The 18,315-nt window shown below is 60.0% G+C and carries 22 protein-coding genes; 11 read left to right on the forward strand and 11 right to left on the reverse strand.

Annotated features, from left to right (window positions below; all coding sequences use genetic code 11):
• Positions 1-155 precede the first annotated feature (155 nt).
• Both metA and L2D14_08740 read right to left on the reverse strand, forming a co-directional pair.
• Positions 156-1,109 carry a homoserine O-succinyltransferase gene (gene metA / locus L2D14_08735; GenBank protein ID WNK01507.1) on the reverse strand — a complete coding sequence of 318 codons (954 nt, stop codon included), beginning with the start codon at positions 1,107-1,109 and terminating at the stop codon, positions 156-158.
• 13 nt (positions 1,110-1,122) lie between these two features.
• Positions 1,123-2,085 carry a hypothetical protein gene (locus L2D14_08740; GenBank protein ID WNK01508.1) on the reverse strand — a complete coding sequence of 321 codons (963 nt, stop codon included), beginning with the start codon at positions 2,083-2,085 and terminating at the stop codon, positions 1,123-1,125.
• 203 nt (positions 2,086-2,288) lie between these two features.
• On the opposite strand from L2D14_08740, the gene L2D14_08745 reads away from it, so the two are divergent.
• The 5 genes from L2D14_08745 to L2D14_08765 all read left to right on the forward strand — a co-directional run bounded on the left by L2D14_08745 (position 2,289) and on the right by L2D14_08765 (position 6,521).
• Positions 2,289-2,765 (forward strand): 4Fe-4S dicluster domain-containing protein, encoded by a 477-nt coding sequence (locus L2D14_08745; GenBank protein WNK01509.1) that lies wholly within the window; start codon positions 2,289-2,291, stop codon positions 2,763-2,765.
• 17 nt (positions 2,766-2,782) lie between these two features.
• Positions 2,783-4,630, forward strand: a complete 1,848-nt coding sequence (locus L2D14_08750) for an aldehyde ferredoxin oxidoreductase family protein (protein ID WNK01510.1) — start codon at positions 2,783-2,785, stop codon at positions 4,628-4,630.
• Between the two features lie 64 nt (positions 4,631-4,694).
• On the forward strand, positions 4,695-5,939 hold the full coding sequence (locus tag L2D14_08755; GenBank protein ID WNK01511.1) for an FAD-dependent oxidoreductase: 1,245 nt from the start codon (positions 4,695-4,697) through the stop codon (positions 5,937-5,939).
• Positions 5,940-5,958: 19 nt separating this feature from the next.
• Complete coding sequence (locus L2D14_08760) at positions 5,959-6,210, forward strand: MoaD/ThiS family protein (GenBank protein WNK01512.1); 252 nt, start codon at positions 5,959-5,961, stop codon at positions 6,208-6,210.
• Between the two features lie 11 nt (positions 6,211-6,221).
• Positions 6,222-6,521 (forward strand): hypothetical protein, encoded by a 300-nt coding sequence (locus tag L2D14_08765; protein WNK01513.1) that lies wholly within the window; start codon positions 6,222-6,224, stop codon positions 6,519-6,521.
• A gap of 10 nt (positions 6,522-6,531) precedes the next feature.
• Here the strand turns inward: L2D14_08765 and L2D14_08770 are convergent, their stop codons facing one another.
• The 4 genes from L2D14_08770 to L2D14_08785 all read right to left on the reverse strand — a co-directional run bounded on the left by L2D14_08770 (position 6,532) and on the right by L2D14_08785 (position 10,688).
• Complete coding sequence (locus L2D14_08770; GenBank protein ID WNK01514.1) at positions 6,532-7,173, reverse strand: VOC family protein; 642 nt, start codon at positions 7,171-7,173, stop codon at positions 6,532-6,534.
• 69 nt (positions 7,174-7,242) lie between these two features.
• Positions 7,243-8,634: a ribosome biogenesis GTPase Der gene (gene der / locus L2D14_08775; GenBank protein ID WNK01515.1), complete on the reverse strand. Its 1,392-nt coding sequence runs from the start codon at positions 8,632-8,634 to the stop codon at positions 7,243-7,245.
• 27 nt (positions 8,635-8,661) lie between these two features.
• Positions 8,662-10,026: a PQQ-binding-like beta-propeller repeat protein gene (locus L2D14_08780; GenBank protein WNK01516.1), complete on the reverse strand. Its 1,365-nt coding sequence runs from the start codon at positions 10,024-10,026 to the stop codon at positions 8,662-8,664.
• Complete coding sequence (locus L2D14_08785; GenBank protein WNK01517.1) at positions 10,023-10,688, reverse strand: tetratricopeptide repeat protein; 666 nt, start codon at positions 10,686-10,688, stop codon at positions 10,023-10,025. Before L2D14_08785 ends, L2D14_08780 begins: the two co-directional genes overlap by 4 nt.
• 306 nt (positions 10,689-10,994) lie before the next feature.
• Here L2D14_08785 and L2D14_08790 point away from each other — a divergent pair, with 306 nt between their 5' ends.
• From L2D14_08790 to L2D14_08805, 4 genes are read left to right on the forward strand one after another with little or no spacing between them, the layout of a single operon-like run.
• Positions 10,995-11,234: a hypothetical protein gene (locus L2D14_08790; GenBank protein ID WNK01518.1), complete on the forward strand. Its 240-nt coding sequence runs from the start codon at positions 10,995-10,997 to the stop codon at positions 11,232-11,234.
• A 44-nt stretch (positions 11,235-11,278) separates the two neighbouring features.
• Positions 11,279-11,998: a tetratricopeptide repeat protein gene (locus L2D14_08795; GenBank protein WNK01519.1), complete on the forward strand. Its 720-nt coding sequence runs from the start codon at positions 11,279-11,281 to the stop codon at positions 11,996-11,998.
• A 22-nt stretch (positions 11,999-12,020) separates the two neighbouring features.
• On the forward strand, positions 12,021-12,812 hold the full coding sequence (locus L2D14_08800; protein ID WNK01520.1) for an HAD family hydrolase: 792 nt from the start codon (positions 12,021-12,023) through the stop codon (positions 12,810-12,812).
• A 3-nt stretch (positions 12,813-12,815) separates the two neighbouring features.
• Positions 12,816-13,661, forward strand: a complete 846-nt coding sequence (locus L2D14_08805) for a type 1 glutamine amidotransferase (GenBank protein WNK01521.1) — start codon at positions 12,816-12,818, stop codon at positions 13,659-13,661.
• On the opposite strand, the gene L2D14_08810 is transcribed toward L2D14_08805, so the two are convergent.
• Complete coding sequence (locus L2D14_08810; GenBank protein ID WNK01522.1) at positions 13,654-14,310, reverse strand: MarC family protein; 657 nt, start codon at positions 14,308-14,310, stop codon at positions 13,654-13,656. The genes L2D14_08805 and L2D14_08810 overlap by 8 nt on opposite strands.
• Before the next feature lie 90 nt (positions 14,311-14,400).
• Here L2D14_08810 and L2D14_08815 point away from each other — a divergent pair, with 90 nt between their 5' ends.
• Positions 14,401-14,652 (forward strand): toxin-activating lysine-acyltransferase, encoded by a 252-nt coding sequence (locus L2D14_08815; GenBank protein ID WNK01523.1) that lies wholly within the window; start codon positions 14,401-14,403, stop codon positions 14,650-14,652.
• A gap of 385 nt (positions 14,653-15,037) precedes the next feature.
• Here L2D14_08815 and L2D14_08820 read toward each other — a convergent pair whose 3' ends face one another.
• Together L2D14_08820 and L2D14_08825 are read right to left on the reverse strand one after the other, a co-directional pair.
• Entirely contained in the window at positions 15,038-15,415 is a 378-nt protein-coding gene (locus L2D14_08820; protein ID WNK01524.1) for a hypothetical protein, read from the reverse strand.
• 14 nt (positions 15,416-15,429) lie between these two features.
• Entirely contained in the window at positions 15,430-15,618 is a 189-nt protein-coding gene (locus L2D14_08825) for a MarC family protein (protein WNK01664.1), read from the reverse strand.
• 99 nt (positions 15,619-15,717) lie between these two features.
• Here L2D14_08825 and L2D14_08830 point away from each other — a divergent pair, with 99 nt between their 5' ends.
• Positions 15,718-16,473 (forward strand): alpha/beta fold hydrolase, encoded by a 756-nt coding sequence (locus tag L2D14_08830; GenBank protein ID WNK01525.1) that lies wholly within the window; start codon positions 15,718-15,720, stop codon positions 16,471-16,473.
• Here L2D14_08830 and L2D14_08835 read toward each other — a convergent pair.
• Both L2D14_08835 and L2D14_08840 read right to left on the reverse strand, forming a co-directional pair.
• Positions 16,470-17,639: an iron-containing alcohol dehydrogenase gene (locus tag L2D14_08835; protein WNK01526.1), complete on the reverse strand. Its 1,170-nt coding sequence runs from the start codon at positions 17,637-17,639 to the stop codon at positions 16,470-16,472. The two genes, L2D14_08830 and L2D14_08835, sit on opposite strands and share 4 nt — an antisense overlap.
• A gap of 30 nt (positions 17,640-17,669) precedes the next feature.
• Positions 17,670-18,296, reverse strand: coding sequence for a FecR family protein (locus L2D14_08840; protein WNK01527.1), 627 nt, complete (start codon positions 18,294-18,296; stop codon positions 17,670-17,672).
• Between the last annotated feature and the right edge of the window lie 19 nt (positions 18,297-18,315).

Here is an 18,315-nt window from a genome sequence, read left to right on the forward strand (position 1 = left end):
CGGAACGTGACCCCGGGCGTCGCCGGGGCCAAGGACTATGGTCCGGTGGAGCCTCCATGCGATCTTCTCCTGTTTTTCCATGCAGACGTCGATGACCGACGTCATGCAGAACCGAATCCTACGCCTATTTGATTTTTGAGTCGAATCGGGCGGCTTCAGGCCGCGTCGTCGGCCTTCGGCACGGCGGGGCGGTCGTCGCCAATTTTCGACATGTCATACGGCGTCGACTGATAGAGCGTGTTGATCCAGTTGCCGAACAGGATATGTGCGTTCGCGCGCCATGTGTTGACCGGCGCTTTTTCCGGATCGTCCCCGGGATAATAGTTGCGCGGGAACTGGATGGCCTGTCCCTTGGCGACATCGCGGGAATACTCGTCGCCCAACGTGGTCGAGTCGTATTCCAGGTGATTGAACATGTGCACGTGATTGAGTACCGGGTCCAGCACGAGCGCCATGCCGACGTCATCGGACTCCGCCAGGATCTGCAGATGTGCATGTTTTTCGATATCGTCGCGATGGTTCTCCGTGTGGCGCGACACGGGGATCGGGATCGCGTCGTTAAGTCCGCGCATCAGCGGTGATGTTGAATCAAGGACGCTGTGCCAGAACACGCCGAAAGCCTTGTGCGGCAACTGGTATTTCGGAATGCCGTAAAGATGATAGAGCGCCGCCTGCGCGCCCCAGCATAAATTGAAGCAGCCGTGGACGTTGCCGAGCGACCAATCGAAAATCTCGCACAGCTCCGGCCAATAGCGGACATCCTCGAACGGCAACTTCTCAATCGGTGCACCGGTCACGATCAGGCCGTCGAATTTCTGATCCTTGACCTCCGTCCAGGGATGATAGAAATCGAGCAGATGTTGCTCCGGCGTGGTTTTCGGCTTGTGACTGGTCAGCGCCAACAGCGTCACTTCGACCTGCAACGGAGTCGCCCCCAAAACCCGTGCAAGCTGCGTCTCGGTTTTTATTTTTTCCGGCATCAGATTGAGGATCGCGACCTTGAGCGGACGGATATCCTGGCGGATCGCGTCCTCGTCCTTGATTATCGGGACGCCTTCGGCCTCTAGCACTTTACGCGCCGGCAGTTTGGATGGAATTTTTATCGGCATCTCTCGTGTTTCCTCAGACGCTCAGACCGCGATTGCGGGCCCGTTCCCGGCATACCTTCAGATAGCGACTGGCATTCGCTCGTGCAACCTCGCTGCCTGCCGACTGCTGCTCTATCAGGTCGTACAGAAGCCGGATGAAGGCATCGCTGTCCAGTGTCATGCCGTTTTCGCCGTTACCCGGAAAAAGACGGTCGACATCGATGGAAAAACCGTACTTCTCGGCAAACGCCTCGTATCTTGGCTTGCGGTCATCCAAAAGCAGAGGGAACAGCCGGCGCGCGAAATCCTCGCGGTCGACACCCTTGCCGTCGTCGGGTGCGCCGGACAAGTGCCTGTCGATAAACGCCGGATGATAAAACAGCGGCTTCGGGTCGCTTTTTGCCCGGCGTTTCAGGGTTTCCTCGCCGGCGGCATTGGCGCGGATGTACATGATCAGCGTGTTGTCGCGCAGCGATGCAATGACCGGGTCTTCGGGATCGTCGATATCCGCGATCTCACACAGACTGCCGGAGGCGTCGTTGATGAAGTCCTTGCAGGAATAAATCTTCCAGGCTTTTTCGAGAAACCGTCCGACATCGCACATGGAATTGATTTCAGCGTCCTGATACTGGCGCTGGCGTTCAAGAAACGTCTTCTTGTCGAGGCCGCCCAGGTCCGGGTCGCCGAACATGCCGAGATACGTCGATACCGGCTCCAGGTTGTCGACCGAGATGTTGTGGTTGATATAGATCGAATCCGAGCGCAGCAGAGCGGCGACAAACGGGTCGGTGCGCATAATGCGGAATTTGATGTTGTCGATAATGTATTCGGCCAGATACGCCGTACCGATCCGGTAATCTGCGGAATAGTGAAACCAGTTGGCACTGCGCCGAAGACCGGTCGAAAGCGTGGTTTTGCCGACACCTGACATGCCGAGCAGCGAGATGGCATGCGGCAGCTTCTTGAAAACCTCGAACGATGGCAACGGCGACGTCATGGCGCACCTTTCTGCATAAAATATCCGGATAAAATGTCTATGTAATCCTTCCGGCCGTCAAACCCGCTCTGGATAAGCGGATTTTCCGCACACTTAAATCAAAAAATGTCTCTCGAAAGCGCGCCGCAAGATGTTAGAGTGTCCATAACGAGCGTAAAACGCTCGATGACTGGTGATAAAGCCACTTCAAGGGAGAAGATAATATGCAAAAATCACTAAATATAGATCCGGATAAATGCACCGGATGTCTGCAATGCGAACTGGCATGTTCGTACGACAACGAGAATGCGTTCAATCCGGCGAAATCCCGCATTAAAGTTTTTTCCTTCCATGAAAAGGGTCGCTTCGTGCCGTACACCTGCACGCAGTGTGATGAAGCCTGGTGCATGCACGCCTGTCCTGTCGATGCGATCAGTCTCGACAAGGCGACGGGTGCCAAAATTGTCAGCGATACGCTCTGTGTCGGCTGCAAGGTCTGCACCATTGCCTGCCCGTTCGGCACCGTGAATTACAACGCCGACACAGGCAAAGTCATCAAATGCGACCTCTGCGAGGGCGAGCCGGAATGCGCCAAGGCGTGTCCGACCGACGCCATCACGTATGTTGACGCAAACTGGACCGGGCTCGACAAGATGCGCGCCTGGGCTGAAAAAACCGACGCCGGTCAGGCGACGGCTTAAAAAGGGAGGGAAACATCATGGCATGGGCAAGAAAAATCCTCCGCGTTAATCTGACGGATGGAACCTGCAACAGCGAGCCGCTCAACATGGATTGGGCGAACAACTACCTGGGCCAGCGTGGGTTGGCGACAAAGTACTTCGTTGAAGAGGTCGACCCGAAAGTTGATCCGCTGGATGCGAAAAACAAGCTGATCATGGCGACGGGGCCGCTAACCGGCACCTCGGCGTCGACGGCGGGCCGTTACTCGGTGATCACCAAGGGTGCGCTGACGGGCGCTATTGCATGCTCGAATTCGGGCGGGTTCTTCGGTAACGAAATGAAGAACGCCGGCTACGACATGATCATCTTCGAAGGCAAATCGAAAAACCCGGTTTACCTGTTCATCGATAACGACGACGCCAAGTTGATTGATGCCTCCGACATGTGGGGGACCAGCGTCTGGGATACCGAGGATGCGATCAAGCAAAAGCATCAGGATCCGCAGATCCGCGTTGCTTCGATCGGTGTGTCCGGTGAAAAGGGCGTCAAGTACGCCTGTGTCGTCAACGATTATCACCGCGCCGCCGGACGTTCCGGGGTCGGTACGGTGATGGGCTCGAAGAACCTCAAGGCCGTGGCGATCCGCGGCACCAAGGGCGTCGGCGTCAAGGATCCGAAACGCTTCTTCGAGGCGGCTGCCGCCGGCAAGGCGGTTCTGGCCGGCAATGCCGTCACCGGTGAGGGGCTGCCAGCTTTCGGCACCCAGGTGCTGATGAACGTGATCAACGAAACCGGGGCCTTGCCGACCCGCAACCACCGCGACATCCAGTTCGAGGGCGCGCATGCGATCTCGGCGGAAGCGATGGCGGAACCACGCGAGTCCGACGGTAAGCCGAACCTGGTCCGCAATGCGGCCTGCTTCGGCTGCACGATTGCCTGCGGGCGCATTTCGACCATCGACCGGACCCACTATACGGTCGCGGAACGTCCGCAGTACCAGATCGCTTCGGGCGGCCTTGAATACGAAGCCGCCTGGGCGTTGGGCGCGGCGACGGGTGTCGACGATCTTGATGCACTGACGTTCGCCAACTTCATCTGCAACGAGCAGGGCTATGATCCGATTTCGTTCGGCGCCACGGTCGGCGCGGCGATGGAACTCTATGAAACGGGGGTCATCACCGATAAGGAAACCGGCGGGATCGAGCTTAAATTCGGCAGCGCTAAAGCGCTGACGGATATTGCCGAGCTGACCGGCAAGGGCGAGGGCTTCGGCGCGGAAATCGGCCTTGGGTCCAAGTTGCTGTGCGAAAAATACGGTCATCCGGAACTTTCGATGTCGGTCAAGGGCCAGGAGTTCCCGGCCTACGATTCCCGGGGCATTCAGGGCATGGGGCTGACCTATGCGACATCGAACCGGGGTGCGTGCCATCTGCGGTCCTACACCGTGGCGTCGGAAGTTCTCGGTATCCCCGAGAAAACCGATCCGCTGGTCTCTGAAGGCAAGGCCGGTCTCGTCAAGGCGTTCCAGGATGCAACGGCTGTCTTCGACAGTGCGGGTATCTGCGTCTTCACGTCGTTCGCCTGGTCGCTCGAGGACGTTGCGCCTCAGATCGATGCGGCATGCGAGGGGGACTGGTCCGTCGACAAGCTTCTGGAAGTCGGCGAGCGTATCTGGAACCTGGAGCGGAACTTCAATAACGCCGCCGGGTTCACTGCCGCCGATGACAAGCTGCCCGACCGCCTGCTCAAGGACGCGGCGAAAACCGGACCCGCCAAGGGGCTCACCAATCAGCTCGATAAGATGCTGCCGGAGTACTATCAACTCCGCGGGTGGACCACCGACGGCATTCCGACAAACGAGACGCTGAGCCGTCTCGGACTTTGATGGTGATGGGGGGACGCCCGGGCGTTCCGGCGCTTCCCCCCAGCCGTCTTTCGGAGGAAAGAATATGACTTACGTGATTATTGGCGCCGGTCCCGCCGGCGTCACTGCCGCCGATACGCTGCGCAAGGCCGACCCCGGCACGGACGTGGTGATGATCGGCTCCGAACCCGAGCCGCCGTATTCGCGCATGGCCATTCCTTATGTCCTGACCGGGCTGATCAAGGAAGAGGGGACATACCTGCGCAAGGACGAGGGGCATTACGATACCCTCGCGATCCAGTATCGCCAGGGGGTTGCCGTTGCCATCGACCCGGCGAAAAAGACCGTAAAACTCGAAGACGGCAGCGAGCAGGCCTATTCGAAACTTTTGATCGCCACCGGGGCGAGTCCGGTGAAGCCGCCGATCGAAGGGCTTGATCTGCCGGCCGTGCACCATTGCTGGACGCTCGAAGACTGCCGCAACATCATCAAGTATGCCGACAAGGGTGCGGATGTCGTCCTCATGGGCGCCGGCTTTATCGGCTGCATCATCATGGAGGCCCTGGCCGAGCGGGGCGTCAACCTGACGGTCGTCGAAGCCCTGGACCGCATGGTGCCGCGCATGATGAACGAAGCGGCGGGCAACATGGTCAAGGCCTGGTGCGAGCATAAAGGGGTGCATGTTCACACCTCGACGAAAGTCACCAAGCTCGAAGCCAACGACGACAAGACCGACACGCTGAAAGTCGATCTCGATAACGGCAAAAGCATTCCGGCGCATCTGGTTGTGGTCGCCACCGGGGTCAAATCGAATATCGGCTTCGTTGAAGGTTCCGGCATGAAAACCGATCAGGGCATCCTGGTCGACGAATACATGCGCACCAGCGTTGACGATATATACGCCGTCGGCGATTGCGCACAGGGACCGGATTTTTCGACCGGCGGTTGGGCCGTGCATGCAGTGCAGCCGACGGCGGTCGATCACGGGCGCATTGCCGGGCTGAACATAGCCGGCAAGAAGGCCGCCTTCAAAGGCAGCCTGAACATGAACGTTCTCGATACCGTCGGCCTGATTTCGGCCAGCTTCGGTAAATGGGACGGGATCAAGGGCGGCGATCATGCGGAATCCGTCGATCCGGAAAATTTCCGCTATATGCGTCTTGAATTCGACGGTGACAAAATCATCGGCGCGCTGTCGCTGGGGCGGACCGATCACATCGGCGTGCTGCGCGGTCTGATCCAGACCGAAGTGCCGCTGGGACCGTGGAAGGACAAGCTTATGGCCGATCCGCACCTGATTGCCGACGCCTACGTGGCGTGTTCGCATTAACCGGGGCCCGTAAAGGCGCATGAACATACGCATCAAGCTTTATGCCTCGTTGGGCGAATACCTGCCCGACGATGCCGTCAAGAATGAGGCGGATCTGAACGTGAAGGACGGGACCACGCCGACACAGGTGATCATGCGTCTTGGGCTACCCGAAAAGATGTGCCACATGGTGCTGATCAACGGCGTTTATATCAGCCCGGACGAGCGCTCCAGCAAAGCCCTCGAAGCCGGCGATCATCTGGCGATCTGGCCGCCTGTGGCGGGCGGCTGACCGCGGCCCCGATGACGCTCGATCCTATCACCGTGACCAAACAGATGGGGATCACGCATGCGGAATTCGTCCGGCTTCTGCCACGCGCCGTGAAAACCCATCACTTCTGGGTTCACGACACCAAAGTCCGGATCGAAGAGGGACACGGCAAGCATATCGAAATCGAGCTTGGGCCTGAATCCATGCGCCAGATCGCCCTGATGCGGATTGCGGCGACCGATGTGACGCTTTCTTTCACCGGCTATTCCGAGGAAGAACGGATAGCTTTTCTGGCGCAGTTCGACCGCGCCTATCATCGCGGCGGGGGGTGAGAAACGGAATCTATTCCGCCGCGTCGGACTTTGCGCCGCCCACCACCGCCGCATAATCATCCTTCATCCGGGCAATCCCCGATTTCAGGAAAGACTCCCGCATGGCGTGGCCGTTACCGGGGCGCGCCGTCATTTCGGACGGCAGTGTCGGTTTGCTGACATCCGGCCAGTGGCCGGGCTGCGCCTGCGCACCCTCTGCGGCGATGGTGATCGGATCGTCATCCTCAATCGCCGGGGGGGTAAGGATTTCAAGGCAGTCCCAGGTGATCTCCAGCGGGATATTGTTCGGATCGAAGAAATAAATCGACCACAGCGTTCCGTGGTCGATGGCGCCGGTGACCTCAAGGCCTGCTGCTTCCAGCTTGTCCTTGAAGGCGAAAAGTTCTTCGCGCGAGGCCACGGTGAAGGAAACGTGATCGAAGCCCAGCGGCTTTGCGGTCGGGCTGCCGTGGAATTTTTCTTCCATGACGCTGGCGCCGTCGTATTCGAAGAACGCGACCTGGGTGTTGCCGCACTGGAAGAAATAATGCCGGTAGCCGTCGTGCCCGATACCGGCCTGCAGTTCCATGCCGAGCAGATCGCGGTAAAAGCGGATGGTCCCGGTCATGTCCGGTGTGATGAAGGCTAAGTGGTTGATGCCTGTCAGTTTCATCAGGACCTCCCGTTCGTTGATACCGTCGCGGAGTATAACGATAAGCTGGAAATCCCGAAACCCGGGCGCTCAGGCGTACGGGTTCTTGCCCGAGCGGGTGTGAATGCGGATCGGTATGCCGTCGAGACCGAAGTCGTCGCGCAGCCCGTTTGCCAGATAGCGCAGATAGCTGTCCGGCAGCTTCCCCGCGGTCGACGAAAACAGATAGAACGTCGGCGGACGCGATTTCGCCTGCGTGACATAGCGGATCGTCAGGCGCCGTCCGTGCGAGCCCATCGGCGGCGGGTGCGCTTCCAGCATACGAGACAGCCAGCGGTTCAGTGCCCCCGTGGGGACGCGCGTGTTCCAGAGATCGAACACCTCGAACACGGTGGGTAAAAGCTTGTCGACACCGCGCCCGGTCTTGGCCGACATGGTGACGACCCGCACGCCTCTGACCTGCTGCAAAGACGTCTGCAGGCGGTCATTGATCTGCGCCATCGCTTCGCTGCGGTTCTTGACGGTATCCCATTTGTTGACGGCAATGATCAGCGCACGTCCTTCTTCGACCACCTTGCGGGCGATGGTCAGGTCCTGTTTCTCAAGCGACTGCTCCGCATCGATCACCAGCACCACCACCTGTGCGTACTGAATCGCCCGGAAGGTGTCGTTGACGGCGAGGTATTCCAGTTTTTCCTCGACCCGCGCCTGCTTGCGCAGACCGGCCGTGTCGACGAGACGGATTTCCCGGTCCTGCCAGGTCCACGAAGTGGCGATGGCATCGCGCGTAATGCCGGCCTCGGGGCCGGTCAGCATACGTTCCTCGCCCAGAAGGCGATTGACCAGCGTCGACTTGCCGGCATTCGGGCGGCCGACGATGGCCAGTTGCAGGGGCGATGAAAGAACGGCTTCGTCGTCGTCTTCTTCGCCGCTGTCCGATAGAGGCGCGTCTTCATCCACGGCGGCGCGCAGGGCTTCGGCTTTTGCCTGTTCGCGGAACGGCACCAGTGCGTCGTAAAGTTCGTCCAGACCGAGCCCGTGCTCTGCTGAAAGCGGGATGGGGTCGCCCAGTCCAAGCCTGTAAGCCTCATACAGCCCTGCTTCGGCCTGTTTGCCCTCGCACTTGTTGACGGCAAGGATGACCGGTGTGTTCTGGCTCCTGAGCCACTGCGCGAAATGGCTGTCGGTCGGCGTTACGCCGGCGCGGCCGTCGATCAGCAACAGGGCGGCATCGGCCGAGGCCACGGCCTGCTCGGTCTGCATGCGCATCCGGCTTTCGATGCTGTCGTCCGTGGCTTCTTCAAGACCTGCGGTATCGATCAGGTGGAATTTCAGATCGGAAATCGAGGCTTCGCCTTCGCGTCTGTCGCGGGTGACACCGGGCGTGTCATCGACAATAGCCAGACGTTTGCCGACCAGACGATTGAACAGCGTCGACTTTCCGACGTTGGGTCGGCCAATGATGGCGAGCGTAAAGGTCATGTTTTTAGATCCGGCCCGATGCCTGTGTCACCGATAGGCAACAAGGTCAGCATCGTCGGCCAGGAAAATCACGGAGCCGTTGGCGACGATCGGCGGCACGGCAACACTGTCCGGCATCTCCACGATGCCAAGCAGACGCCCGTCATAAGGCGAAATAGCCAACGCTTCGCCGTTCGATCCGGCGACGATCAGACGGTCGCTGGCCAAAATCGGCCCGGTCCATACAATCGGGTCCTCTTTGTGTTCCGGGTCCTCGAAGCGAGGCATGCCGGTCACCCATAGAACCTTGCCTTCATCGCGCGAAACGCAAATCAGTTCGTTCTCGTTGGTGATCGTGAAAATGTAATCGCCGGCAATCCATGGGCTTTCGGTGCCGCCGATTTCACGGGCCCAGACGCGCCGGCCCGTCCGTAAATCGATGGCCGCCATCACGCCGGCATGGCTGATGGCAATGACCCGGCCCCGATCGATGACCGGCCGGCCGCGAATTTGCGCCAGCGACGCGACGGCATCGGTACGGCGGATCGAAACCAGATTGTCCTGCCACAGCACGCGGCCGGTATCGGCGCGCAGCGCGTAGATCTCTCCCGAGGAATAGGGGACGACGACAATGCCGCTATCGATGGCCGGGCTCGCTCCGCCCAAAAGCGAAGCGGTTTCCTGGCTGCCGGCGTGTGTCCAGATTGTCTGGCCGTCGCGTGCATCGAGCACGATCAGGTTATTGTCCACGGTGACGACGAAGACGCGGCCGCCTCGAACCGCCGGGGCAACACGCATCGGGATACCGACTTTTTCCTGCCAGATCGTTTCGCCGGTTTTCGCATCGACGGCGAAAACCACCCCGAAGCCGGTCGCCACGAAGACCCGGCCGCGCTCATAGGCGATACCACCGCCGATATGGCCTTCGTCATCGATGTCGGGTTCCAGATCGGCGCTCCACAGGGTGTCGCCGTCCTGCAGGGTATAGGCCGAAAGCTGCGATTCCGTATCCAGGGCGAAAACCACGCCGTCCCCGACGATCGGTGTCGCAACGAAACGCAGTTCATCGTCGGCACCGGCGCCGATGTCCCGGCTCCAGGCTTCGCTCAGATTGTCACGGACGGTAATGTGATGCATCGCGTGATTGGCGTAACCGCCGGCCATCGGCCAGCTGTCATTCGGGCTTGGCGCCGGCAGCACAATATTCGCTTCGCCGGGCGCGACATCCGCACGCAGACTCCGTTCGTTGGTAAGCACGGCAATGCGCTCACCCGGCAGCGGCTTTTCGCGTTGGCTGAACGGGTCCCAGTCTCTCAGCGAACCGCAGCCGCCGAGCGCCACCACGGTCATCAACATGAGAACATGAATGCCGGTTCTGGAAGCAACCCGAAGCTGTCGCGCGGTGAATGTCATTGGCCGATCGCTTGTAACAGTTCCTGAGCCCTTGAGCGTACGCCGCCCGGGGCTTTCGGGTCCAGTGCGTTCGCTTCGAGCCATTCCCTGGCTTTATCCGTCTGACCGATGCTGAGGGCGGCAATGGCGGAAACTTCACGTGCCGAATTGCGCCAGTCGTTGTTGGCGGATGTCAGCGGCTGCAGCTTGTCGATAACCGCCTGGGCATTGTCCTTGCTGATGTCGAGCATCTGCACGGCTCCGAGGATCGTCGCCAGATCGCGGAAAGAGGACGCAACGTTGTTGTCGGCGGCAATCCCTGCATACAGATCGGCGGCTTTCTGAGCGTCACCGCTTTTGGCAATCAGCGCGGCATGGCGCAGTTTGACCAGAACCTCGATCTTGCCGAGGCCGTCTTTTTCAAGCTTCGCCAGGCTGTCGATGGCGCTTTCCGTCTGGCCTTCCTGTGCCAGCGTCGCCGCGCCGATCAGGCGGTCGGTGGATTCCTGGCGGACGCTGCGGTCATATGCGCGCCAGCCCTGATAGCCGGCCACGACAACAACCACGGCGACAGCGACACCGATCACATACTTGCCGTATGCCTGCCAAAGTTTGTGCGCCTGTTCCTGACGCAGTTCATCGTCGATTTCGCGAATTAGGGCGTCGTCTTCCGGCTCGGCCAAGGTCGTCTCCGTTCGTTCGGCCCTGCTGATGCGGAAGGCCATATTGAAAGCGCCCAAACATATCGGGGCGGCACTTGAAAGGCAAACGATTGCAGCCGCTTAAGCAGGACTTTCCTGGAAGGCCAGAAGAGCGTTTATTAACATCGAATTAACCATTTTCAGGCAACAATGCGCAGTGTTAACAGGAGCCCCATAGCCATGAAAAAGACAGCCAAGCTGCTTGTCGCTGCCTTTGTTTTGATGTCCAGCCTCTTTGTAACGGCTTGTGATCCGGTCACTTTAGGCTCCGTAGAAGGCGTTTCCCTTATGGGTTCGGACAAAACCGTCGTCGATCATATTGTCTCGCTCAGCAGCGGCAAGAACTGCTCGACCCTCAGACGGGATCAGGGGCTGACGTATTGCGTCGAGGATATGCCGCAAATCCGCCAGGATATATACTGTTACCGTGATCTCGGCGGGGTGACCTGTTATGACCGTGCCAATCCGCATGGCCCCAATCAGAACCAGCAGCGGGTTGACCGCAACGAACACAACCTGGCGAAATGAACCTGTTCAGCCCGGACCCGGTTCCGGGCTCAAGCTGAGGGCGCATGACGTTCCGATTCATATTCTGGACCGTGCTGGTATGCCTGATTTTCTCCGGCACCGCCGGTTGGATATTCCATGGCGATCGCACGCCGGATCCTGAAGAACAGGCGATTGAAGCCTATAAACTGACCCTGGAATCCGAAAAACGCGCTGCCGAAGGCGGCGGTGTCGCGGACTGGACGCGTTATGCCCGCTCGCTCGTCAGCGGCCCCGAACAGTTCCGGGACCCCAAACAAGCCATGATCTGGTACCGCAAGGCGGCCGATAAGGGCTATGCCCCGGCGCAGGTCGGGATCGGCGATCTGTATGCCAAGGGATACGGCGTCCGTCAGGACCATTACCGGGCGCAGGAATGGTATAGCGTCGCTTCGCGCCTGTCGCGCAACGCCGATGCTTACTTCAAGGTCGGCGAAGGGTTTTTCCGCGGGCTCGGCGCACCGCAGGATTACGGAACGGCGCTGAGCTATTACCGGACAGCGGCCGAACAGGGTCATCCCGTCGCGCAGTATCTGCTGGGGTCCATGTACGAAGCCGGCTGGGGGGTGGAGCGCGACCTGGTCGAAGCCTGGGTCTGGTATAAACGCGCACTTCCGAAAGCGTCGGCCATCACCGCGCACGAGGACACCTACGATGTGAAGTATGCGCTGGCGCGTGTCACGAAACAGATGAACGCAAGCCAGCTTGATTTGGCCGCCAAACGGTTGGCGGCGGTGGCGCGCTGAGCAAATATCCGGCGCATGCTTATTGACGTCTGCCATTCGCGCCGCCAACATCCCGCACATGAGCATCAAGGCCGTCACGTTCGATCTTTGGGATACTGTTTTCGACGACGAATCGGATGAAGTCCGGCGCGCCGCCGAAGGGCTTCAAAGCAAGCCGGAAACCCGTCACAGGCTTCTGCTGGACGCGCTGCAACGCCGTTACGAAACGAGCCGCGCGGAAGTCGATATCGCCTACGCCACCGCCAATGCGGCCTTCTACAAGGTTTGGCAGGAAGCGGGCATAACCTGGACCAATCGCGAGCGTCTGGAAGTTGTGCTGAAGGGGCTCGCTCGCCCTTTACCGGAAGACGAACTGGACTCGTTGTCCGCGGCGATGGAACGGCTCGAGGTCGATATGCCGCCCGATATCCTGCCGGGCGTGCGCGATGCCATTCGCGAGCTCAGCACCCGATACAAGCTTTGCGTGATTTCAGACACCATCGTGACGCCGGGAACGGGCCTCAGGGAGATTCTCGCGCATCATGATTTATTGCAATATTTCAATGGCTTCGCCTTTTCCGACGAAGTCGGCCGCTCGAAGCCCGATGCCGCCATGTTCGAAGCCGCGCAACGGCAGATGGATGTCCCGTTCGAGCAGATGGTGCATCTCGGCGACCGCGACAACAAGGATATCAAGGGCGCGCAGGCGCTCGGCATGAAGGCGATTTTATATACGGCGAAACGCGATGCCGACCGCTATTCGACGTCCGCCGACGCGGTTTGTACAACGCACGACGATCTGTGCGGCATCATTGACGCGTTAAGCGAGGCATAAGAAATGAAGCGCGCACCGAAAATTCTCATTGCCGACGGCAATACCAAAGACCGCAACGATGCCATGCTGGCGGTCGGCGGCGAGTTGGGGGCGGTGCTGTACGCCAATGAAATTCGCCGCATGTTCCCAGACGCGGACCTGGTGACGGTGTATCCGGCGGATACGGACGATTATCTGCCCAAGGGCGTCGCGCTCGGCGATTTCGACGGCATGGTGATGGGCGGCTCGGGTCTGCACGCTTTCGATCCCGAGCCCGAGGTCACGCGTCAGGTCGATCTGATGCGCGCAGCGCTGGACGCGGGATTGCCCGTGCTCGGCAGTTGCTGGGGGCTGCAGATCGCCGCTGCGGCGACGGGTGGCGCCGTCAACAAGAGCCCGCGCGGCCGGGAAGTCGGGGTCGCGCGCAAGATTTCACTGACTCCTGCAGGGCGCGGACATGCGCTTTATTGCGACAAACCCAGCGTCTTCGACAGCCCGTGCATTCATTATGACGAGGTCACGCACCTGCCGAGCGGCGCCGTGGTGCTGGCCGAAAACGCGCATTCCGCCGTGCAGGCCGCCGTCATCCGCAAGGGGGCGGGGGTTTTCTGGGGGGTGCAGTACCATCCGGAATTCAACGTGCCGCATCTGGCGAACCTCTATCGCCGCTACAAGGACGATATGCTGAGCCAGGGGTATTTCGTCGACGCCGATGATCTGGAGCGCTACTGCAACGAGTTATCCGCGCTGCATCAGGATCCGACCCGCCTCGACCTCAGGTGGCGGCTCGGGATCGACGATGACATCCTGGATGCCGATCAGCGCTGCCGCGAGATTCGCAACTGGGTCGAAAGCCTGACGCTCAACTGATCCCCTGCAACAGATTGCTGCCGCGAATGCCGTCGAAGATGAACTGCACGGCGAGCGCCGTCAGTAAAACCCCGACCACGCGCGAAATCACATTCAGCCCGGTGACGCCGAGCAGTTTCTGTATCTGCGTCGCCATCAGCAGGAAAATCATCGAAAGGCACAGATTGGCGAGCAGTGCGCCAAGTACGGCTGCGGTCCTCAACGTGTCGCCATGTGCGTCGGCCATCAAAAGCACCACGGCGCCCATGGTCCCGGCCCCGGCAATCAGGGGCGTTGCCAGCGGAAACACCGATATGTCGGTGCGGTGCGCGGCCTCCTCGGCTTCGTCATCGGTGGTCGAGCTGATGCCCGACGAATGCGCCAGCACCATGTTGATGCCGACCAGCAGCAGCAAAATCCCCCCGGCGGTCTTCAGGGACGCCAGCGTGATGCCGAGATATCCCAGTACCGACTTGCCGAAAAAGGCGAACGCCAGAAGGATCCCGGTCGCGACAAGGACGCCCTTGATCGCGGTGCGGCGGCGGTGCGCCGCCGGCATCCCCGCCGTCAGCCCGGCATAGATCGCGGCGACGTCAATCGGCCCGATGACGGCGAAGAACGTGGTGAAGGCGACGAGCCCGGTTTCGATGACTTTCGGCGAAATATCCATCATTACCCCTGTCGGCCTTAAGTTCAGCGGATGTGCCCTGGCCGGTCAATAGGAGTGTCAGGCTACCCACGTTCTTCGCATTCTCCCAGGTTGACCAAGAAATTGATTCAGCCGAAGATTGCAAGGAAATCAGACAAGAAAGCTGACGCTCATGGAAACGGCAAGCCGAATAATGCCCACCGGGAAAACGGCGACAACCTCTGGCGGATGGACATGATCGCGCCGTTCGGCGGTCAGGAAGAGGCGATGAAGGAACTGCGCGAGAAAGTCTTCGCCGGGCGCAAGATCAAGACCCTGCAACCCGCGCCGTCCGGCGAAGGCATGGTGGTGGTGGAGTGGTGATAGCTTCTTAAAGTATGTTTTGGATTAGAAGTGCGCACATTGCTGTACACATATATTTACGTGTTAATGCCTCTAATTATTTCAGTTTTTCTTTTTAGAAAAACAATAAAGAGATTTTATTATTCATTATTTGATGGAAAATCAAATAAGCATGCAGTAATTATCTTCATATCGGTTTTATTAATAATTATTATTATTATATTGCTTGCATCTAATGTTATTTCTGGAGCATAGAGTGGATGGCTAACGGAAGAATAGTCAGAACATACTCACCTATTGAATACGATCCGGCTGAGCAAAGGTATGTTCGGTATGTCACCTATACGACATACAATGGTGACGGCTCGATCCGATTTCAGGATTACGGTGACAGTGCATGAAATTGTCACCGTTCCCGTTGCTTTCCTGTTCCGCTTTTGGGCTTCGGCCCGCGTTTGGCCGGCTTCAAAGCGCGGCCGGTCCGCTTTTCCGCCGCGCGGATGAAATCGTCATCCCCAACGGGACGCCCGATACTTTCCGAACGGCGCAAGGACATGAAGCGCGCATCCTCCTCGCCGGTCGCGATGATCCGCATCGCGGCTTCAATATAGGGCGCGACCGCATGGCAGTCGGTCACGCCGTCGCTCGTGCCCGGGCGGCGGTAGGCATGGATCGAGGACCAGCGCCAGTCCTCGGCCCGCCCGACCAGCCTTGCCCGAACCGGATTCAAGGCCACGTAGGCCATGGCCGCGACGAGGTGCGTCTCGTCTAAATGCACTGTCACTGTAATCTTCACTGTTATCCCAGATACCCCAGTACCGACTTACCGAAAAAGGCGAACGCCAGAAGGATCCCGGTCGCGACAAGGACGCCCTTGACCGCGGTGCGGCGGCGGTGCTGCGCCGGCATGCCCGCCGTCAGCCCGGCATAGATCGCGGCAACATCAATCGGGCCGATGACGGCGAAGAATGTCGTAAAGGCGACCAGCCCGGTTTCGCTTCAAGGAACACCGGATCGTCCTTACGGTCAATAAGGCAGTGCCGTTTACGATGTTTGCGAACCGCTGCCGAGCGGCTAGGTTTGCGCATGACTGACGGCAATCCCGGTTTCATTTTTTTGCACGGTTTTCTCGGGCGCGCGGAAACGCGGATCGCAGGGATGAGGTTTGAGTACTTCCGTGGGCTGAGTGAGGTGCTCAGTGAGACGGGGGCTACGGCCATCATACCGCACATGCCGGGACGCGCCGGGATCGAGGCCCGGGCCGCCTGCGCGGCCGCCGAGATGTCACGTATGCCGATGCCGGAACTGGCGGTCGTCGGGGTCAGCATGGGCGGTCTGGTGGCGCGTGCCCTGGCGGCGCATCACGACCCCGACAGACGCATCCGGACGGTTGTGAGCATCGCCACCCCGCACCGTGGCTCGCCCCTGGCCGAGCGTGCGCTGTCCGCCGAGACCCGGCTGCCGGGCTGGCTCGTCGATCAGTTCGCCCCGGCCTTTCACGACCTGACGTCCGCCGGGGCCAGGGCCTTCAATGCACGCACGCCGGACCGCGCCGATGTGCGCTACCTGTCGTGGGGCTTTTCGCGCGAAAGGGCGGAAATGCCGCTGATCCTGAAGCGCCGCCAGAAACGCATATTCGATCTCGAAGGCCCCAACGACGGCATGGTGTCGGTGGCGTCATCGCGTTGGGGCGAAACGTTTACGGAGGGCCGCGCCGATCACTTCGAGACCATCGGCTGGTCGCCCAAACGCGCCGACCCGAAAACCGGGCGCCCGTTCGACCAGCAACAGTTATGGCGCGACGTGATCCGTGCGTGCCGCGAAGGCGCGCAGGACGCCTAGAGCGTTCCCGCCATGGCCGCGTCGTACATCTGGCGCATTTCCTTCTCGCCGACGAAAATCGGGTTACCGCCCGCCGTCGGGTCTTCGGCGGCCATTTTAGACAGCTCATCGAGACGGTCCGAATCGACGCCCAGTTCCGCCGCGCTATGCGGGATGTCGAACTCTTTTCTGAGTTCGAGCACCCATGCCTGCACGTCGTCGAAGCTATCGCCGATACCAAGCCAGCGGGCAAGGCGGGCCAATTTCTCATCGATGGCGTCGCGGTTGAACGCCAGGACATAGGGCATGAACACGGCGTTTGTCAGACCGTGGTGCGAGTTGTAGACAGACCCCACCGGATGCGAAAGCGAATGGATCGCGCCGAGGCCTTTCTGGAACGCGACCGCGCCCATGGCGGCGGCGGACATCATGTGTGCGCGTGCCGTCAGGTTGGAGCCGTCCTTGACCGCCACCGGCAGCCATTCCTTGACGAGGCGCATGCCTTCGACGGCGATACCTTCACCCATCGGGTGATAGAACGGCGCACAATAGGCTTCCAGGCAGTGCGCCAGCGCGTCCATGCCGGTCCACGCCGTGATGTTCGCCGGTAGGCCCTGTACCAGTTCCGGGTCGCAGATCACGACGGCGGGCATCAGTTTCGGGTGGAAGATAATTTTCTTGGTGTGCGTGCGCTCGTCGGTGATGACCCCGGCACGTCCGACTTCGGACCCCGTTCCGGAGGTGGTCGGTACCGCGACGATCGGCGCGATGCCGTCCTCGTCGGCCAGCTTCCAGTTGCTGCCGATGTCCTCGAAGTCCCACATCGGACGGGTTTGCCCGACCATCAGCGCGATCACCTTGGCGCAATCCATGGCGCTGCCGCCACCCCACGCGATAATGCCGTCGTGGCCGCCGTTGCGATAGACTTCAAGACCGGCGTCGACGTTGGCGCTGACCGGGTTGCCCTGAACCTCGGAAAAGATGGCGCCGTTGACGCCGGCGGCTTCGAGTTCGGACAATGCCGCAGGGATCATCGGCAATCCGGCCAGGCCCGGGTCGGTGACCAGCAGCGGGCGGGTCATCCCCTGTGCCTTGCAGACCTTGCCGATCTCGGAAATGCGCCCGTTACCGAAACGGATAGAGGTCGGATAGCTCCAGTTCCCGGAAAGGGCGATGGCATTGCTCATATAAGATAACTCCTGGTTGCCATTGAGGTTTTAGTTTCTGAAGGATGTCGTTGCGGCGGCGCGGCTGAGTTTCTGCGACCCCCAATCCACGGGCGCCGTCGGCGCCGTGTTGAAATCGGCGATCAGGGTGCCGGAGCCGATATCCGTCAATTCCACGCGTCCGCCCTTGTTTTCGACATAGACTCCCTTGCCGTCGAGCAGGGCGATTTCCATGTCGCCGTCGAGCCGTCCGCCCCAGAACCGGGTGCCGCGAATACCGATCGTCGCGGTTTCCGTCTGCACCACCATCGAGGAGTCGGCGAGTTTAAGCAGTGAGCCGCTGCTCATCTCGAACGCCCCCTTCATCAGGCGCATGACTGCATTGCCGCCGTTCTGCTCGACGACGAATTCGACGACGGAAAATTGCGTCCGCTCGCCGAGTTTGACGGTCGTGCCATCGGAAAACGTCAGTTCAAGGCGCGCCTCCTTGCCGGTCGAGACGATATCGCCGAGCTGAACTTCGCTGCCAAGCTCAAGCGGACGCGGGAAGGCATCCTGCATGGCGACGGCGGCTTTTTCGATGCGGCTGACCGTGGCCACGACGTCGGAATTCTGCTGCTGCGCGCTGAGCGGCACAGCAAGGATGAGCATAAAAACAAAAAGGACGGCAAAACGCATGGCGTGTCCTCCGATGGTT

This window comes from Thalassospiraceae bacterium LMO-JJ14 (assembly GCA_021555105.2).
Taxonomy (GTDB): domain Bacteria; phylum Pseudomonadota; class Alphaproteobacteria; order Rhodospirillales; family Casp-alpha2; genus UBA4479.

Excerpts from the sequence above, each read along its gene's own strand:
- metA (WNK01507.1), bottom strand. The coding sequence starts at position 1,109 with ATGCCGATAAAAATTCCATCCAAACTGCCGGCGCGTAAAGTGCTAGAG.
- L2D14_08740 (WNK01508.1), bottom strand. The coding sequence starts at position 2,085 with ATGACGTCGCCGTTGCCATCGTTCGAGGTTTTCAAGAAGCTGCCGCAT.
- L2D14_08745 (WNK01509.1), top strand. The coding sequence starts at position 2,289 with ATGCAAAAATCACTAAATATAGATCCGGATAAATGCACCGGATGTCTG.
- L2D14_08750 (WNK01510.1), top strand. The coding sequence starts at position 2,783 with ATGGCATGGGCAAGAAAAATCCTCCGCGTTAATCTGACGGATGGAACC.
- L2D14_08755 (WNK01511.1), top strand. The coding sequence starts at position 4,695 with ATGACTTACGTGATTATTGGCGCCGGTCCCGCCGGCGTCACTGCCGCC.
- L2D14_08760 (WNK01512.1), top strand. The coding sequence starts at position 5,959 with ATGAACATACGCATCAAGCTTTATGCCTCGTTGGGCGAATACCTGCCC.
- L2D14_08765 (WNK01513.1), top strand. The coding sequence starts at position 6,222 with ATGACGCTCGATCCTATCACCGTGACCAAACAGATGGGGATCACGCAT.
- L2D14_08770 (WNK01514.1), bottom strand. The coding sequence starts at position 7,173 with ATGAAACTGACAGGCATCAACCACTTAGCCTTCATCACACCGGACATG.
- der (WNK01515.1), bottom strand. The coding sequence starts at position 8,634 with ATGACCTTTACGCTCGCCATCATTGGCCGACCCAACGTCGGAAAGTCG.
- L2D14_08780 (WNK01516.1), bottom strand. The coding sequence starts at position 10,026 with ATGACATTCACCGCGCGACAGCTTCGGGTTGCTTCCAGAACCGGCATT.
- L2D14_08790 (WNK01518.1), top strand. The coding sequence starts at position 10,995 with ATGGGTTCGGACAAAACCGTCGTCGATCATATTGTCTCGCTCAGCAGC.
- L2D14_08795 (WNK01519.1), top strand. The coding sequence starts at position 11,279 with ATGACGTTCCGATTCATATTCTGGACCGTGCTGGTATGCCTGATTTTC.
- L2D14_08805 (WNK01521.1), top strand. The coding sequence starts at position 12,816 with ATGAAGCGCGCACCGAAAATTCTCATTGCCGACGGCAATACCAAAGAC.
- L2D14_08810 (WNK01522.1), bottom strand. The coding sequence starts at position 14,310 with ATGGATATTTCGCCGAAAGTCATCGAAACCGGGCTCGTCGCCTTCACC.
- L2D14_08830 (WNK01525.1), top strand. The coding sequence starts at position 15,718 with ATGACTGACGGCAATCCCGGTTTCATTTTTTTGCACGGTTTTCTCGGG.
- L2D14_08835 (WNK01526.1), bottom strand. The coding sequence starts at position 17,639 with ATGAGCAATGCCATCGCCCTTTCCGGGAACTGGAGCTATCCGACCTCT.
- L2D14_08840 (WNK01527.1), bottom strand. The coding sequence starts at position 18,296 with ATGCGTTTTGCCGTCCTTTTTGTTTTTATGCTCATCCTTGCTGTGCCG.